17 protein-coding genes and 1 pseudogene are annotated in these 17185 nt (G+C 64.8%); 12 read left to right on the forward strand and 6 right to left on the reverse strand.

From position 1 onward, the window contains the following. Nucleotides 1-9: 9 nt before the first annotated feature. The 12 genes from LCM4576_RS03795 to LCM4576_RS03850 all read left to right on the forward strand — a co-directional run bounded on the left by LCM4576_RS03795 (nt 10) and on the right by LCM4576_RS03850 (nt 10669). Nucleotides 10-222, forward strand: coding sequence for a hypothetical protein (locus LCM4576_RS03795; RefSeq protein WP_071030611.1), 213 nt, complete (start codon nt 10-12; stop codon nt 220-222). Nucleotides 223-231: 9 nt separating this feature from the next. Beyond that, nucleotides 232-456: a hypothetical protein gene (locus LCM4576_RS03800; RefSeq protein WP_040971350.1), complete on the forward strand. Its 225-nt coding sequence runs from the start codon at nt 232-234 to the stop codon at nt 454-456. Between the two features lie 8 nt (nt 457-464). Then, the gene (locus LCM4576_RS03805; RefSeq protein ID WP_071030612.1) at nt 465-1334 is read left to right on the forward strand and encodes a NifU family protein; all 870 of its coding nucleotides are present in this window, start codon (nt 465-467) and stop codon (nt 1332-1334) included. Next, a complete protein-coding gene (locus tag LCM4576_RS03810; RefSeq protein ID WP_071030613.1) occupies nt 1331-2524 on the forward strand; it encodes an NHL repeat-containing protein in 1194 nt (397 codons plus the stop codon). Before LCM4576_RS03805 ends, LCM4576_RS03810 begins: the two co-directional genes overlap by 4 nt. Then, on the forward strand, nt 2521-4992 hold the full coding sequence (gene hypF, locus LCM4576_RS03815) for a carbamoyltransferase HypF (protein WP_244510617.1): 2472 nt from the start codon (nt 2521-2523) through the stop codon (nt 4990-4992). The genes LCM4576_RS03810 and hypF overlap by 4 nt, the downstream gene beginning before the upstream one ends. Further along, the gene (locus LCM4576_RS03820) at nt 4962-5243 is read left to right on the forward strand and encodes a HypC/HybG/HupF family hydrogenase formation chaperone (RefSeq protein WP_071030614.1); all 282 of its coding nucleotides are present in this window, start codon (nt 4962-4964) and stop codon (nt 5241-5243) included. Before hypF ends, LCM4576_RS03820 begins: the two co-directional genes overlap by 31 nt. Before the next feature lie 15 nt (nt 5244-5258). After that, nucleotides 5259-5951, forward strand: coding sequence for an SIS domain-containing protein (locus tag LCM4576_RS03825; protein WP_040971346.1), 693 nt, complete (start codon nt 5259-5261; stop codon nt 5949-5951). Further along, entirely contained in the window at nt 5948-7096 is a 1149-nt protein-coding gene (hypD, locus tag LCM4576_RS03830; protein WP_071030615.1) for a hydrogenase formation protein HypD, read from the forward strand. Before LCM4576_RS03825 ends, hypD begins: the two co-directional genes overlap by 4 nt. After that, nucleotides 7093-8157: a hydrogenase expression/formation protein HypE gene (gene hypE / locus LCM4576_RS03835; protein WP_071030616.1), complete on the forward strand. Its 1065-nt coding sequence runs from the start codon at nt 7093-7095 to the stop codon at nt 8155-8157. The genes hypD and hypE overlap by 4 nt, the downstream gene beginning before the upstream one ends. Nucleotides 8158-8165: 8 nt before the next feature. After that, on the forward strand, nt 8166-8504 hold the full coding sequence (locus LCM4576_RS03840) for a hydrogenase maturation nickel metallochaperone HypA (protein ID WP_071030617.1): 339 nt from the start codon (nt 8166-8168) through the stop codon (nt 8502-8504). Further along, a complete protein-coding gene (gene hypB / locus LCM4576_RS03845; protein ID WP_083361293.1) occupies nt 8504-9520 on the forward strand; it encodes a hydrogenase nickel incorporation protein HypB in 1017 nt (338 codons plus the stop codon). Before LCM4576_RS03840 ends, hypB begins: the two co-directional genes overlap by 1 nt. Before the next feature lie 96 nt (nt 9521-9616). Continuing rightward, complete coding sequence (locus LCM4576_RS03850; RefSeq protein ID WP_071030618.1) at nt 9617-10669, forward strand: HoxN/HupN/NixA family nickel/cobalt transporter; 1053 nt, start codon at nt 9617-9619, stop codon at nt 10667-10669. A 552-nt stretch (nt 10670-11221) separates the two neighbouring features. Here the strand turns inward: LCM4576_RS03850 and LCM4576_RS03855 are convergent. The 6 genes and pseudogenes from LCM4576_RS03855 to LCM4576_RS03880 form a co-directional block, all read right to left on the reverse strand. Next, nucleotides 11222-13402 carry a nitric oxide reductase activation protein NorD gene (locus LCM4576_RS03855; RefSeq protein WP_157901196.1) on the reverse strand — a complete coding sequence of 727 codons (2181 nt, stop codon included), beginning with the start codon at nt 13400-13402 and terminating at the stop codon, nt 11222-11224. 71 nt (nt 13403-13473) lie between these two features. After that, on the reverse strand, nt 13474-14307 hold the full coding sequence (locus LCM4576_RS03860) for a CbbQ/NirQ/NorQ/GpvN family protein (RefSeq protein ID WP_071030619.1): 834 nt from the start codon (nt 14305-14307) through the stop codon (nt 13474-13476). Between the two features lie 134 nt (nt 14308-14441). Continuing rightward, a complete protein-coding gene (locus LCM4576_RS03865) occupies nt 14442-15479 on the reverse strand; it encodes an aliphatic amidase (protein WP_071030620.1) in 1038 nt (345 codons plus the stop codon). A 33-nt stretch (nt 15480-15512) separates the two neighbouring features. Further along, the gene (urtE, locus tag LCM4576_RS03870; protein WP_040985665.1) at nt 15513-16208 is read right to left on the reverse strand and encodes an urea ABC transporter ATP-binding subunit UrtE; all 696 of its coding nucleotides are present in this window, start codon (nt 16206-16208) and stop codon (nt 15513-15515) included. Next, nucleotides 16201-16962: an urea ABC transporter ATP-binding protein UrtD gene (gene urtD / locus LCM4576_RS03875; protein ID WP_071030621.1), complete on the reverse strand. Its 762-nt coding sequence runs from the start codon at nt 16960-16962 to the stop codon at nt 16201-16203. Before urtD ends, urtE begins: the two co-directional genes overlap by 8 nt. Then, a pseudogene (locus LCM4576_RS03880) lies at nt 16959-17185 on the reverse strand (urea ABC transporter permease subunit UrtC); the annotation flags it as partial. The pseudogene LCM4576_RS03880 and the gene urtD, both read right to left, overlap by 4 nt.

A 17185-nucleotide genomic window follows, 5' to 3' on the forward strand; every position in this document is an offset into this window, starting at 1 on the left:
GAGCACGACGTGACAGGTGTTGAACTGACTRCAGGCGGAGCGGCACTGGCCCTGGTGGCCGGCATCGTGACGTCCGGGATAGGCGGCGCCATCGGCGGCATCGCTACCGGCGRCAAGGCGATCGGAAACCAGCTGGCGGCGATGATGGGCAGCTTCTACGGGCCGGTGGGCGGCGTGGCTGGCATCATTGTCGGCCTGGTCCTGCTGGCGCTTATCGGGTGAGGTTCAATCATGTGGGAAATGGCGAAAAGCTCGATCCTTCTGTTCCTCAAGGGCAAGCTCTTTGCGGAGCCCGCCAAGGTCTACAGGCAGACGGCGATCGGTGCGCTGGTCACGGCCGCCTTGCTGCTCATCCTGGCCAAGCTCGGTGTCCCGGTGGTCGCCGCCGCGGCGGTGGCCGGCCTCGTGGGCGGCGCCCTGCAGCCATACCTCTTCAAGGACCTGCGGTATCGGTAGGATAGGAAATGAACGCCGTCGATCTCGTTCCGACCCATCGCGAGACGCTTGCCGGATACGTCGGGGACATCGAGCGGCTGGAAGCACTTTTCACTTCCTGGGACGAGAYGCAGCGCGCCGCCGTGGACGCCTACCGGCGATCGATAGAGGAACTGCAGGGCGAGGCATTTCGCCGTCTGATCCGCGCTCTGAAAGCCGATCCGGCGGCGATGCAGGCCATGAAGACCGCGGTCGCGGACGAGATCGTCTACGCCGTGCTGCGGCGTCACAACATCCTGAAGCCGAGCCTGAGCGAGCGGGTCGAGGCAGCGCTCGATGGCGTGCRGCCGATGCTCGCCTCCCATGGCGGCGATGTCGAGCTCGTTTCGATACGTCCGCCCGCCATAGAGGTCCGCTTCACCGGCGCCTGCGACGGATGCCCCGCCTCCGCGCTGACCTTCCATGCAGGCGTCAAGAAGGCCGTTGAGGAAGCCTGCCCGGAGATCACCGACATTCTTCAGCTCAAGGGATCCGGCGGCGRCTCCAACGACAGCGTACGTTTCGTCAGTCCGTTTGCCCTTGGCGCCGTGGATGGCTGGCACCTTGTCTGCCGGCTCGACGAGATCCCGCAGGGCGGCATCACCACGCGGATCGTCGGCGGGGAGAACGTCATCCTGTCTCGCCAGGGCGCGGTCGTCTCCTGCTTCCAGAACGCGTGTGCCCATCTCGGGCTGGAGATCGATGGCGGCGAGGTCGAGGACGGCATAGTGACCTGCCCGTGGCACGGCTTCCGCTACGATCTTGCGACCGGCGAGTGCCTCACCGCTCCCGAAGTGCAGCTCCAGCCGCACATGGTCAAGGTCATCGGCAACCGCGTCGAGGTGAGACTCGCCAAATGACGCGCGTCGCCCTGGCATCCGCCTTCCGGCCGGCATGGGCGCATGCGTCRTCGGCAGCACAGCTGCTCGACCCGGCCGGTGCCAGGATCATCCTCGGCGACCATGTCGCCGCCAACGGACTGCCGGTGCCGATCGCGCCCGGCCGCTCGACATTGTTCGGGCCGCGCGGCGTTTGCCTCGCCGGACCGGACGGCCCCCTCCTGGTGGCGGACACCGGTCACCATCGGCTGCTCGGCTGGCGTCGGATTCCGCGGGCCGACAACGCTCCAGCGGACTTTGTCATCGGCCAGCCGGACTTCTTCGCGGAAGGCCGAAACGCGAAAGGCGGGCCGGGACCGGCGACGTTGAACATGCCGACAGGCATCGCCAGCGATGGCCATATGCTGGCCGTGGCGGACGCGTGGAACCACCGCGTCCTGATCTGGAACTCGCTGCCGGAAATCTCCAATCAGCCGGCGGACCTTGTGCTCGGGCAGCCGGACTTCAACGGCGGCCTTGCCAATCGCGGCGTCCGGCAGGCCGGCCCGGACACGCTGAACTGGTGCTACGGCGTGACGATCTCGGACGGACGCCTTTTCGTCGCCGACACCGGCAACCGCCGCGTCCTGGTCTGGAACTCCCTCCCCGAGCGCAATGGCCAGCCCGCGGACCTTGTGCTGGGCCAGCCGGACATGATCGGGCGCGACGACAATGCTGGAACCGGAGCGAGCGCCGTCGGCATGCGCTGGCCCCATGCGATCGCTATGGCCGGTGGCAGGATCTTCGTCGCGGACGCCGGAAACAGCCGCATCATGGCCTGGAACGGCATGCCCAATGCCGACGGCGCGCCGGCCAGCCTCATCCTGGGCCAGAAGCATTTCGAGGAGCTCGATCACAATCGCGCCGCCTATGATCCGACCGAGCGGGCCTTGCAGATGCCCTACGGAATTGCGGTTCGGGACGGCACGTTGATATGCGCCGACACCGCGAATTCGCGGCTCGTCGGTTTCCCGCTCGCGGACATCGACATGGATGCGCCGGCGACCGCCCTCGCCGGCCAGGACGGTTTCGGCGCCAAGGGCGACAACCGCTGGAAGGCCGCCACGCGCGACAGTCTATGCTGGCCCTTTGCCGTAGCGGTCCGCGGCGACCTAGTCGCCGTGGCCGACACAGGAAACAACCGTGTGCTGCTTTGGGAGGCCGCGCCATGACGGCGATGCTCGCCCGCGACATCGCAGACCGGCGGGACAGCCTGCAGATCCGCGTGCGCGGGCGGGTGCAGGGTGTCGGTTTCCGCCCGACGGTATGGCGGTTTGCCCGGGAATACCGCCTCGACGGCGAGGTGCTTAACGATGGCGAAGGGGTCTTGATCCGGGTAAGCGGGCCGCGCGGCGAAATCGAACGTCTGGTCGAGCGACTGCGCGGTGAGCCGCCGTCCMTGGCGGCGATCGAGGCGATCGAGCTTTCTCCATTCGTCGGACGGCTGGACGAAGGCTTCAGGATCGTCGAAAGCGCGGCGGGCGAAGCCCGCACGGAGATATCGCCCGACGCCGGAATTTGCGCCGCTTGCGCGGCCGAAGTGCTGGACCCGTTCTCGCRCCGCTATCGCTACCCCTTCACCAATTGCACGCATTGCGGCCCGCGACTGACCATCGTGAGAGGCATTCCCTACGACCGTGCCTCGACGACCATGGCGCCGTACCCACTCTGCGCCGATTGCGCCGCCGAATATAGCGAGCCGGCCGACCGGCGCTTCCACGCCGAACCGATCGCCTGCCACGCCTGCGGGCCAAAGGCCAGGCTGGTCCGTTTCGACGGACGCGCGGTGAGCTACGAGCAGCACTCGATGCTGGACGATGTCGATGCGGCGATGAGCCTGATCCGGAAAGGCGAGATCGTCGCGATCAAGGCGCTTGGCGGCTACCAGCTGGCCTGCGACGCCACGCGCGCCGAGGCCGTCGCCAGGCTACGGCAATTGAAGCGCCGCGACCGGAAGCCCTTCGCGCTGATGGCACGGGACATGGACGTGATCCGCAAATACTGCGCGGTCTCCTCCGAGGAAGAGCAGGCGCTGCGCTCGGCCGCGGCGCCAATCGTCCTGCTCGATGCCCCAGGCCCGCAGTACCTGCCCGAAAGCGTGGCGCCGGGCATCTCGACCCTCGGCTTCATGCTACCTTCGACACCGTTGCATGTGCTTCTGTTTCGCCGCATGGGCCGGCCGGTGGTGATGACCAGCGGCAACCTTTCCGACGAGCCRCAGGTGACGGATGACGCCCAGGCAGCGGCAAGGCTCGGGACGATCGCGCCCTTCGCCCTGATCCATGACCGCGACATCGCCAACCGCGTCGACGACAGCGTCGTGCGCCTCACTGCCGGCAAGGTCCGCCTGCTGCGCCGCGCGCGGGGCCACGCGCCCGCCTCTATCCGCCTGCCGCGGGGGTTCGAGACGGCACCGCAGATCCTCGCTTTCGGCCCGGAGATGAAGGCGACCTTTTGCCTGGTCAAGGACGGGCGCGCGGTTCTCTCGCAGCATCAGGGCGACCTCGAGGACGCGGCGACCTTCGACGACTATCGCAAGAACCTCGCGCTTTTTCGCGACCTGTTCGACCACCAGCCACAGGCCTTGGCCTGCGACATGCACCCCGAATATGTCTCGGGCAAGCTGGCGCGGGAGCGCGCGCAGGCACAGCAGCTCCCGCTTGTCGAGGTGCAGCATCATCATGCGCACATAGCCGCCTGCCTCGCCGAGAACGGCAGACCTCTGGACGCGCCGCCCGTGCTCGGCATCGCGCTCGATGGCCTGGGTTTCGGCGCGCGCACCGATATGCGGGGCGGCGGGATCTGGGGCGGCGAATTCCTGCTTTGCGACTACCGCCGCTTCGAGAGGCTGGGAACCTTCAAGCCGGTCGCCATGCCGGGCGGCGCGCAGGCCTCGCGCGAGCCCTGGCGCAACCTCTACGCCCATTTGATGGCCGAGATGGGCTGGGCGCAGTTTGCGATGAATTTCGGCGAACTCGAAATCTTCCGGGCGCTTGCCGGCAAGCCGCGCGCCACGCTCGACGCCATCATCAAGGGCGGCGTCAACTCTCCGCCGGCATCGTCATGCGGCCGGCTGTTCGACGCCGTAGCCGCCGCCCTCGGCATCTGTTTCGAACGCCAAGCCTATGAGGGCGAGGCCGCGATGCGCCTGGAGGCGATGGTCTGCCGGAAAACCATGGTCGAGGAGGGTGATGAACTCGCCTATCCGCTCGCCATCCCCAATCTGAAAGGCAGCGGCCTCCCGTATGTCGAGCCGGTCGCGATGTGGAATGCGATCCTGGGCGATCTCGTCCTGCGGACGCCCGTCGGCGTGATGGCGGCGCGGTTCCATAAGGGGCTGGCGAACGTGCTTGTCGCGATGGCTTTGAAACTCGCGCGCCGCGACGGCGAGACCGGCCCGCGCTTCGAAACGGTCGCCCTCTCCGGCGGCTGCTTCCACAATCGGGTCCTGCTCGAAGAGACGACACGCCGCCTCGAGGAGAAGGAATTCGAAGTCCTTACCCACGCCGAGGTGCCCGCCGGTGACGGCGGCGTCGCGCTCGGCCAGGCAGCAATTGCCGCAGCGCATTGCATGGACGCCGGGACAACCCGGCAAGAAGGAGGAAACCCATGTGTCTCGGTATTCCAGGACGKATCATAAGGATCGACGACGCCGGGCGTAAACTCGCGACCGTCGATGTCAGCGGCGTCCGGCGCCAGATCAACATCGCCTGCATCGTCGATACCGAGCACCCGGTGGAAAGCTGCGTGGGCGACTGGGTGCTGGTCCATGTCGGCTTCGCGATGAGCCGCATCGATGAACACGAAGCCGCCGAAACGTTGAAAATCCTTACAGAGCTCGGCGAGGCGCAGGCCGAAATCGAGGCGATGYGCGCATCCGCCGTCCATTAGGGAAGGAGATTGGCGATGTCGAACGAAGGCACATTGAGCGGGCTCTACCCCTTTCTTCACGGAAAAACGCAGGACCCCGCCAAGCTGCAGGCTGCCCTGCTGCATTCGGTTGCGGAGAAGGCCCGCGACTCGCGCGAGACGAACGAGGCGTTCTTCGGCGGCCAGGCCGAGATCCTCGTGGCGGCTGCGCATACGCTGGCCGACGTCTACAATAGGGGCGGGCAGCTCTTTTCCATGGGCAATGGCGGGTCGAGCTGCGACGCCAGTCATGTCGCGGTGGAGTTCGTCCATCCGGTGACGGCGGGCCGCCCGGCGCTCGCCGCGACCAACCTTGTTGCCGACCTCGCCATGATCTCGGCCGTCGGCAACGATCTCGGCTTCGATCATGTCTTCGTGCGCCAGCTCGTCGCGCATGCGCGCAAAGGGGATGCCTTGATCGGCATCTCGACCAGCGGCAACTCGCAGAACCTGATCGCGGCCTTCGTCAAGGCCAGAGAGATGGGCGTCGCCACGATCGGGCTGACGGGCGGCGACGGCGGCAAGATGAAGTCCTCCGGCGCGGTCGACCATTGCCTGATCGTGCCTTCGACCTCGATCCACCGCATCCAGGAATGCCATGTCGCCGCCTACCACATCATGTGGGACCTCGTGCACACGCTGCTCGCAGATGAGCGCGGCTCCGCGGCCAGGAAGGAAAAAGTCCAATGAAATTCGCCGACGAATTCCGCGACCGCGACAAAGCGGCGACACTGGTGCGCGAGATCGAGAAGCTGTGCGACCGGATCGAGACGACCAGGCACAGGCCGCTGAACATCATGGAAGTGTGCGGCGGGCATACCCACTCGATCTTCCGCTACGGATTGGAGGGCATGCTGCCGCCCGCTATCGAACTGGTGCATGGGCCGGGCTGCCCGGTCTGCGTCCTGCCGATGGGACGGGTGGATGACTGCGTGGCCATCGCCGAACAGCCCGGCGTGATCTTCACGACATTCGGGGATGCCATGCGCGTGCCGGGTTCGCGCAAGAGCCTCATGCAAGCCAAGGCCGACGGCGCCGACGTGCGCATGGTCTATTCGCCGATGGATGCGCTGGCGCTGGCGCGCAAGAACCCCGGCCGCGAGGTGGTCTTCTTCGGCCTCGGCTTCGAGACCACCATGCCGTCCACCGCCCTGACCGTCTTGCAGGCGGAGGCCGACGGGATCGAGAATTTTTCGGTGTTCTGCAACCACATAACCATCGTGCCGACCATCAAGGCGATCCTCGACAGTCCGGATCTACATCTCGACGGCTTTCTCGGGCCCGGCCACGTTTCGATGGTCATCGGCATCGCTCCTTACGAGTTCATCGCCAACTTCTACAGGCGGCCGATGGTCGTCGCCGGCTTCGAGCCGCTCGATGTGCTGCAATCGATCTGGATGATCCTGAAGCAGATCAGCGAGGGCCGCGCCGAGATCGAGAACCAGTACACGCGCATCGTGCCGGAAGCCGGCAATGATCCGGCGCTGGCCGCCGTGGCGAGGGTCTATGAACTGCGCGAGTTCTTCGAATGGCGCGGGCTGGGCTCCATCGACCATTCCGGTGTGAGGGTGCGCGATGAATATGCGCGCTTCGACGCCGAGCGGAAGTTCTCGGTACCCAACATCAAGATCGCGGACCCGAAGTCCTGCCAGTGCGGCGAGGTGCTGAAGGGCGTGCTCAAGCCGTGGCAGTGCAAGGTGTTCGGCACACTCTGCACACCGGAGACGCCGCTCGGCGCGCTGATGGTCTCGCCGGAGGGCGCCTGCGCCGCCTACTATCAGTATGGYGGCGTCAAGCGGCAGGCTCCCACCGAAGCCGCCACAGCCGCGTCATGAACATCATGTCCCCCCCTCCCCGCAAGCTCGGCCGCATCCACGTGCCCGCCGTCACGCTTGCCCATGGCGGCGGCGGCAAGGCGATGAAGGATCTGATCGACGACGTCTTCGTCAGTGCCTTCGCCACCGACACGTCGCAGGCCCTTGAGGATCAGGCGCGCTTCGATCTCGCCGCGCTGGCCGCCCATGGCGACCGGCTTGCCTTCACGACGGATTCCTTCGTCGTCGATCCGCTGTTCTTCCCGGGCGGCGACATCGGCAAGCTGGCCGTGTTCGGCACGGTGAACGATCTTGCCGTCGGCGGCGCGAAGCCGCTTTATCTGTCCTGCGCGGTCGTCATCGAGGAAGGCCTGAAAATCGAGGAACTGCGGCGGGTCGCGCAGTCGATGGCTGCGGCAGCGCGGCGCGCTGGCGTCACGATCGTCACCGGTGACACCAAGGTCGTGCAGCGCGGCGCCTGTGACAAGCTGTTCATCACCACGACGGGCGTGGGTGTGATCCCCGCCGGCGTCGAGCTTGCGATCGRCAGCATCAGACCGGGCGACGGCATACTGGTCAACGGGCTTCTCGGCGACCACGGTGCGGCGATCCTGGCGGCGCGAGGCGACCTTTCCCTCGAAACCGAGATCGAGAGCGATTGCGCGCCGCTGCACGGCCTGWTCGACGCCGTTCTGAAGGCAGCCCCAGCGACGCGCACCATTCGCGACGCGACGCGCGGCGGCATCGCCACCGTGCTCAATGAGATGGCGGAGGCATCGGGCGTCGCTATCGAGATCGACGAGGCAGCCACGCCGCTACGCGAGGAGGTGCGCGGCTTCTGCGAGATACTCGGCCTCGACCCGCTCTACCTCGCCAACGAAGGCAAGATCGTCCTCGCGGTTCCGCCGGCCGAGATTGATGCCGCGCTGGCCGCGATGCGCGYGCACCCGCTCGGCGCATGCGCCATGCTCGTCGGCTACGCCCATGCGGGGGAGCAGGGACGCGTGACAATGCAGACCGCGTTCGGCGGCAGGCGTATCGTCGACATGCTCGTCGGCGAGCAACTGCCGCGGATTTGCTGAGGCGCGCCATGCACGAGCTCGGTATTACGCGAAACATCGTCTCGATCGTCGAGGAGGCGGCGAACGGCCGGCGGGTGAGACGCGTCACGCTCGATGTCGGCCGGCTGGCCGGGGTCATCCCAGAGGCGCTGAACTTCTGCTTCGATGTCGTTTCAAAAGGGACCGCGCTCGACGGCGCCCGCCTCGATATCAGGGAGATCGCCAGCCGCTGCTGCTGTCTCGACTGCGGCGACGAGTTCGAGACATCGACGCTATACCAAGCCTGCGGCTGCGGCTCGCGCCATCTTGAACGGCTGGCGGGCGATGAACTGAAGATTAGGGAAATGGAACTYGAGGAGGCTGCCTGATGTGCGCGACCTGTGGATGCGGCTCGAATRCCGACGCACGGATACTGAATCTCCAGACCGGCCAGGTCCGGCCGGTGGGCGACGACCACGACCATGTCCATGCCCATCCGCACGACCACGGCCACCATCACCATGATCATGAACATGAACACCCCCATTCGCGTTCCCATGATCACGGCCACGGCCATCACGACGATGAGCACGGCCACAGCCCCCACGACCACGACCATCCGCACGGCCATGACCATCACCATCATCACGACGGCTTGCATGATCACCACGACCATCATCATGGGCATGGGACGACGGTGGTCGAGTTGGAGGCCCGCCTGCTGGCCAAGAACGACAAGCTGGCCGCGCGCAACCGAGGCTGGTTCGAAGGGCGCGAGATCCTGGCGCTGAACATCGTCAGCTCGCCCGGCGCAGGCAAGACCACCTTGCTGGAACGCACCATCCACGACCTGAAGGACGAGATCCCGATCTTCGTCATCGAGGGGGATCAGGCCACCGCCAATGACGGCGAGCGGATTCGGGCCGYGGGGGCTGCGGCGGTCCAGGTCAACACCGGAACCGGATGCCACCTGGAGGCCGACATGGTCGCGCAGGGTCTCGAGGAGCTGAAGCCACCGGCAGGCGCGATGCTGCTCATCGAGAATGTCGGCAATCTCGTCTGCCCCGCGCTGTTCGACCTCGGCGAGCATGCAAAGGTGATCGTRCTGTCGGTAACCGAGGGGGAGGACAAGCCGCTCAAATATCCGCACATGTTCCGAGCGGCCGACCTGATGATCGTCAACAAGACCGACCTCCAGCCCTATGTCGATTTCATGCTCGACACCGCCATCGCCAATGCGCGCACGGTCAATCCGGCGATCACTGCGATCGCTGTGTCAGCGCGGACCGGCGAAGGCATGGACCTTTGGTACGACTGGCTGCGCAGCCATGCCGGATCTATCGGCCGGCCATCGGCGGCGCCGGTGAAAGACGCTGCCGCGAACAGCGCCGGACACTGCGGATAGGCAGCGGCCGCGACTGGYAATCGGCATTGCCGCAGATTGATGTTTTGCGGTCCTGGTTTTCGTTGCGCGACAAGCCACTCGGGGGAACCTTAAAGCGTGATACCCAATCCTTTCGATGATCGACCGGGGCTGCTCCGGTCCAAGGTGGCACTGACTTGTGCCCTCATGATAGCGGCCAACATCTTCGCTTGGGCCTGGGCCTGGATCGCTTTCTCGGATCGCCCTGCTCTGCTCGGCACGGCCCTGCTCGCCTACACCTTCGGGCTTCGCCACGCCTTTGATGCCGATCACATCGCGGCAATCGACAATGTTGTGCGCAAGCTTGTGCAGGAGGCAAAGGCACCCTTTTCGGTCGGGTTCTTCTTCTCGCTCGGACATTCTTCCATTGTCGTGTCGGCCTCCATCGCCATGGCCGCCACCGCCGCGGCGTTTCAAGGCCGGCTCGATGAATTCCACGACGTGGGCGGCGTGATCGGAACCTSCGTCTCGGCYTTGTTCCTGATTGCYATCGGCATGGCAAACCTCTTCATCCTCAAAGGCATTTGGCAGGCCTTTTCGCGCGTGCGGCGCGGTGAGCCCATCGTTGAAGAGGATCTTGAGGCGCTGCTCACCGGTCGCGGATTCCTCGCCCGGATTTTCCGGCCGGTGTTTCGCGTCGTCACGCGCTCTTGGCACATGTATCCGGTCGGCTTCCTGTTCGGCCTCGGTTTCGACACCGCGACCGAGATCGGGCTTCTGGGCATCTCCGCCTCGCAAGCGGCAGCCGGCTTGTCGTGCTGGACTATTTTGGTCTTCCCGGCCCTGTTCACCGCTGGCATGTCCCTTATGGACACCACAGACAGCGTAATGATGACCCGCGCCTATGGCTGGGCCTTCGTCAACCCGATGCGCAAGCTGTGGTACAACATGACGATCACCGCCGCTTCAGTGGTCGTCGCCGTATTCATCGGCGGCATTGAAGCACTGGGCCTGATCGGAGACAAACTCAGTTTGCAGGGTGGAATCTGGTATGTCGTCGGCAGCATCAACGGCAGTCTGAGCAGCTTCAGCTACGTCGTCGTCGGAATTTTCGGTTTCAGCTGGTTAGTCTCCGCGCTGCTATACAAGCTCAATGGATATGACAGAGTGGAGGCGGCTGCCGTTCCATGAGTTCCACCCCATGCCTGCTGATGACCGGCGCAGCACCGACCGACCGGACACTTACGAAGCGTACAACGACCCTCGCTTGGCGCTACCCGCCGATCTCAAGAGCTACCGTGTACGCTGCCTGAGGGATCGGGAGTAGCGAAACCTCTGGCTCGATCACGCGCGCCATCTAAATTCAATGGCAAGGGACTGACAGGTCCTATTCGGGAACCAAACCTATCCACAGAAATATTTTGTTGGTATTTCTGTTGGTAGCACCCGCGGTTGACCTTCCCCTAAACATCTGAAAGCAAAATAGGATTTTCTTTACTTGGATTCCGCCTCTGGGCACCATCCCCACAGTTCCTTCCGCCGAAGCCTCTACGCTTCAGTCTCCGCAAATGGCTGAATTTGCCTACTTTTTCGGCGCGCAAGTCGCGGCTGGGCAAATTTTATCGCGTTTCTCTAGGCGGCTATCCTGTCATTCTCGCGGATGCCCGCCGAGCGCGCGATGAAGTAAACGCCTCCTCAAGACCCCTCACGATGTTCGATTTTCGACGCGCGGCACGGTCGTGGTCATCTTCCGAGCGCCAGGTACAGCTTGGGCAGCAGGTCGGTCAGTCGGTCGATCGTGGCGATGCTGAAGGCGTTCTTCTGGCCAAAGATGCGGCCCAGATAGGATTCGGCGTTGGAATCCAGCCCGACACAGAATGTGTTGACGCCAAGACGGCTGAGACCTTGCACCGCTTTGCGCGCATCTTCTACCAAATAGCGACGGTCCTCGACATCAATGTCCGATGGCTCGCCATCACTGACGACGAGAAGCAGTCGCCTGTAGCTGCGTTGTGTCGCGAGGTCGGCGCCAGCGTGCCGGATGGCGGCGCCGAGCCTGGTCGAAAAGCTGCCTTGCAGCCCCGCCAGCCGCGCCTCGACCAAGCTGTCATAAGGCTGGCTGAAATCCTTGATCCGTGTATAGCGCACGTCCTCGCGACGATCGGAACAGAATGCGGCGATCGCGAAGGGATCGTCGAGACCGGACATAGCCTGCGACAGCAGCGCCGCGGCCTGGCGCTCGATGTCGAGCACGGTCCGGCGCCCGTTGGCGACGCGATCGTTGGTCGATTGCGAAACGTCCAGCAAAAGCAGCACCGACAGGTCACGGCTGCGCCGCTCGTAGCGGCCATGGATGCGCGGGCTCGGCGTCTCCCCGATCCGACGCGCGATCGCGGCATCGATGCAGGCATCGATGTCGAGGAATTCGCCCTCCGATTGCCGCCGCAGGCGTTCAGCACGGCTGACCCTGGCCGAACGAATCAACGCGGTGACCCTATCGGCAAGGTCGCCGCGCTTCTCGCGCAGCCGCGCCACCTGCGCGGCCGTTGCCGCATTTGCGGGATATTCCTTGACTGACACCCAGTCCGGCTGTTCGCGGCCGGTCACGTAGTCGARCTCGCCATAGCGCGCCACCAGCACGCCTCCCATGCTCAAAGGTTCGATCTGCACGCGTCCCGCCTCGCCGTCCGGCCTGCTCTCCTGCTCAATGCGGTCGGGGCGCTCGTGGTTCTCCTCTTGCCGGATGCGCGCCGACGACAGGACCTGTTCGGCATCCTCGGCCTGGCTGTCGTCATCGCCGAAATCCCAAAGACCGAGATTGTCGTCGCGATACGGCGGCTGCACGACATAGTTCCTGGGGTCGAACTGGATCCGCATCTGGCCGAGATCGTTGCCAAGCAGGTTGCCGATCCGCCGGCTGAGCTGCTGGTCATGCGGGTCTTCCCGTAAAAAGGCCTCGCGCGCCTTGGCGATCCACGGGTTCGGATCCTCGTAGGATGGATCGGCGAGCGCGCGCGCCAGCCGCGCGAAAAGGGCCGGCGCCGTGACGGCGCTCGATGGCTGCACGGTGTGAAAAGGCAGGAACAGTCGCGCAAGCCCGGGCAGTTCACGAATTGCGAGCTGCTCGACGCGAGCGTCCTCGATCAGCGATACCAGCGCGATCTGCGCCGGTTTGAGGCCGCCGACGGGAAAGCGTTCGCGCGTGAAGCGCAGATGAGCGCCGATGTGGGCGACCGCCGCGCGGTAAAGGCGCTCGGCATCGGCGGACTGGAAGCCGGGGAAGGATGAGGGCAGGCGGACCACGCTGCCGTCGAAGCCGGCGCGCCGTCGCGCCTGCTCGTGCGCGTTGGAAGGCGTCTCGCGAAGTGGCGGGCTGTCGCCCCACAGCGCCGTGAGAAAGGGCCTGAGCTTTGCTTCCATATCGGCAAAGCCGATCTGGCCGCTGGCCCGCTGCAGCCATCGGATGGCGGAGGGGTCGTCAAGCCGGAAGAAACGCAGGCGTCTTTCCCGATCTCCTTCGGCCATACGTATGCCGATGCGGGTCCATGATTCCAGGCCCTCCAGCCCGACCTGGAGCAGCAGCTGGGGCATATGGGCGAACAAGAGCGCCAACGATTCCGGCGCGCTGTTGCTGACATATTCCACGAGCAGCAGCCAGCGGGGAAAGCCGTCCCGCCCGACAGTCTCGGCGGCGGCGAGCGCCTGTTCGGGCAGCAGCGCCGCCGCGGCTCGCCCCGCGCGGATGGCAACGCCCGAGACGACGCCGGCGAGATCGACGGCCGTCTGCGGCGAGACCAGGCGCGCGATTTGGGGCGACAAGCGGACATAGGCGTCGGTGACCCCCTCGCCATAGCCCGCCCCGGACAGGCGCCGGCAGGCGCGTATCCAGGCCTGATGAAGATCGCCGGGAAACGCGTCAGCCAATTGCCGTTGCAAGATTTCCTCATCGGTCGCGTCGTGCCGCGCCGGTGTTTGCACAAGGCTGGCCATGACGCTCAAATGCAGGCGGCGACGGCGGACTTCAGCGCGTCGCGCATGTCGGGGTCGTCGGTGATCGGCAGCACCAGGGCGACTTCGCAGGCCTCGTCGATCGGAATGCCGCGGCGGGCGAGCAGACCGGCGTTGATCAGCATGCGGGTCGRAGCGCCTTCCTCCAGTCCGTGTCCCTTCAGGTTGCGGGCGCGATGGCCAATCCGAACCAAGGTCTGCGCCAGCGGCCGATCGACGCCGGCCTCGTTCGCGACGATCTCGGTCTCGACCGCTTGCTCGGGATAGGAGAAGGCTATGGCGACAAAGCGCTGTTTGGTCGATTCCTTGAGGTCTTTCAGCACGCTCTGGTAACCAGGATTGTAGGAGATGACGAGGTGGAAGTCCGGGTGTGCCTTGAGCACCTCGTTCTTCTTCTCCAGCGGGAGGATGCGGCGGTCGTCCGTCAGCGAATGGATGACGACCGTGGTGTCCTGGCGGGCCTCGACGATCTCGTCGAGATAGCAGATGGCGCCGGAGCGGACGGCGAGCGTCAGCGGTCCGTCGTGCCAGACCGTGCCGTCGGCATCGAGCATGTAGCGACCGACGAGATCGGAGGCGGTCATGTCCTCGTGGCACGAGACGGTGATCAGCGGCCGGCCGAGCCGCCATGCCATGTGGTCGACGAAACGCGTCTTGCCGCAGCCCGTCGGACCTTTGAGCATAACCGRCATGCGCGATGCGAAGGCGGCTTCGAATAGGGCGACTTCATTGCCGACGGGCCGGAAGTAAGGCTCGGAAACGATGCGGAAATCCCCCAACGCATCGCCTTCTACCGCGGCGGATCCGGTCCCTCGATCCATTTCAATCTCCAAACGCGTGGCACAAGTCCATGTCTTTGCGTATGCCGCCAAGATCGCTGCGCGCTTTTGGGCGGCATGCTTTCTAGGTGCGCCGCGGCCCCTCGCAGGCCGCGGCGCTTGGCAGCGACCGTCGCTCAACGATGGGCTGCCACCTTGTTGGGAATGCCTTCGATCGGGCTTTCCGGCGTGCCGACAGTCTGCCGGGTCAGCGCCTCGACCTTCTCGCGCGTGCCTTCCGGATCGGTGATCCACTGCTTGTAGAAATTATACGGACACACAGCGTGCCCGCGCGTGTCGTCGCCGGAGTTGATGAGGCCGGTATAGCCACGGWGCAGCAGCTTGAAGAGATGGTTCTGCGACTGCATGTTGCGGCGCGCGTCGCGCAGCAGTGATGTCGAAAGCTGCGCGTACTGGATGCCGTTTTCTTCCGTTCCGCATTCGCCAAGCGTGCGGCCATCGAAGCCGATGATCGAGGAATGGCCGAAATAGGAGTAGACGCCGTCGAAGCCGGACGCATTGGAGACCGCGACATAGACGTTGTTGGCCCAGGCCATCGACTTCGAAATCAGGATCTGCTGTTCCTTGGCCGGATACATATAGCCCTGGCAGCGGATGATCAGCTCGGCGCCGCGCATGGCGCAGTCGCGCCAGATTTCCGGGTAATTGCCGTCGTCGCAGATGATGAGGCTGATCTTCATCCCCTTCGGACCTTCGGAGACATAGGTGCAGTCGCCCGGATACCAGCCCTCGATCGGCACCCAGGGCATGATCTTGCGGTATTTCTGCACGATCTCACCCTTGTCGTTCATCAGGATGAGGGTGTTGTAGGGAGCTTTGTTGGGGTGCTCCTCATGGCGCTCGCCGGTCAGCGAGAAGACGCCCCAGACACGGGATTTCTTGCAGGCCTCGGAAAAGATCTTGGTTTCCTCGCCAGGGATCGACGAGGCGGTCTCGTACATCTCCTTCTGGTCGTACATGATGCCGTGGGTGGAATATTCAGGGAAGATCACGAGGTCCATGCCGGGCAGACCGGCCTTCATCCCCTCGACCATCTTGGCAATGTTGCGGGCATTGGCGAGCACTTCGTCGCGCGTGTGCAGGCGTGGCATTTTGTAATTGACGACGGCAACGCCGACGGTGTCGTTGCTGCTCGAAATATCGCCGTGATACAYGTCTTACTCCTCCTGGGGTTTGCCGGTGTCCATCTAGACAACCAGATGCTGGTGGATCATCTCATCGCTGAGCTGCCCGATCGGGCCGCTGACCGCGACGCTGCCTCTGTTGAGGATGGCGAAACGCTGTGAAGCGCGGCGGGCGAATGCGATGTTCTGTTCGACCAGGACGATCGTCAGCCCGTGCTTGCGATTGAGGTCGATCAGCACATTCTCGATCTGTTCGACGATGTTGGGCTGGATACCCTCGGTCGGCTCGTCGAGCAGCATGATCTTGGGCTCGGACAGCAGGGCGCGCGCAATGGCGAGCTGCTGCTGCTGGCCGCCTGAAAGGTTGCCACCGCGGCGGCCGAGAAATTCCTTGAGAATGGGGAAAAGTTCCAGCACCCACTCGGCGATCCGCCCGCCGCCGCCCTTCGCGGCGAAAGTCCCAACCATGAGGTTTTCCCGCACCGTGAAGCCCGGCAGGATGCCGCGGCCCTGCGGGACGTAACCGACGCCAGCCAGCGCGCGCTTGTGCGTGGGCTGGTCGACCAGTTCCTCGCCGTCCAGCCTGATGGAACCGGTGGTGCGGCTCATCAGGCCAAGCACCGTCCGCAGCAGCGTCGTCTTGCCCACACCGTTGCGGCCCAACACGGAAAAGAAGTCGCCCGTGCCGACGCTCAGTGACACCGACTGGAGCGCGCGGCTGCGTCCGTAGAAGCCGTCGACATTGGCAAGCTCAAGCATGGCCGATCCCTCCCGAGCCGAGATAGGCATCGCGCACCGCCTGGTTGGATTCGRTCTCGGAGATCGTTCCTTCGGCGAGCAGCTTGCCTTGGTGCATGACGGAGATGGTCTGGGCGATGTCGCGCACGAAACCCATGTCGTGCTCGACGACGATCAGCGTGTGCTTGCYGCGCAGCCGGCAGAACAGGTCGGCGGTCTTCTTCGTCTCCTGCTGGGTCATGCCGGCGGTCGGCTCGTCCATCAGGATCAGAAGCGGGTTCTGCGCCAGGATGAGCGCGATCTCGAGCCATTGGGTCTGTCCGTGCGAAAGATGCGCCGCCGGCGTGCCCAGCTCATCCTCCAGGCCGACGAGCTCCGCCAGCCTTTCGATATCGGCCTTGTCGCGGCTCTGTCGGAATCTGAACAGGTTTGACAAGACGCCTGGGCTTGCGGAGCGCCCGATCTGGAGATTGTCGCGCACGCTGAGATCGCGAAAGACACTCGGCACCTGGAATTTGCGGCCGATGCCGGTGCGGGCGATGGCATGCTCGCTCAAGCGGTGGATGGGCTTATCCTGGAAATACACCTCGCCGGCAGCGAGCCGCRTCTTCCCGCAGATCAGGTCGAGCGCCGTGGTCTTGCCGGCGCCGTTCGGCCCGATGAGGCAGCGAAGCTCGCCCTGCGCCACACGCAATGTGAGATTAGAAACGGCTACAAAGCCGCTGAAGGATACTTTCGCCTTGTCGACAACGAGCTGAGCGCCGGCCTTGGTCATGGCAGGCTCTCCAGATGGTGGGTGCCGGCGCCCGCGGCGTCGGTTCGCTGCGGCTGCTGGGCAGGCGCGGGGCACCGACGCTCAAACCGTGCCGTGATCGTTTCCACGGCGCCGGCTATGCCCTTGGGCAGGAACAGCACGACAAGGACGAAGAGCAGGCCCATGACGAGCGTCCAGGAGTCTAGAAATGTCTCCGATTCCGACAGCGCGCCCTGCATGCCGG

This window comes from Mesorhizobium sp. LCM 4576, from assembly GCF_001854815.1.
In the GTDB taxonomy this organism is placed as follows: domain Bacteria; phylum Pseudomonadota; class Alphaproteobacteria; order Rhizobiales; family Rhizobiaceae; genus Mesorhizobium; species Mesorhizobium plurifarium.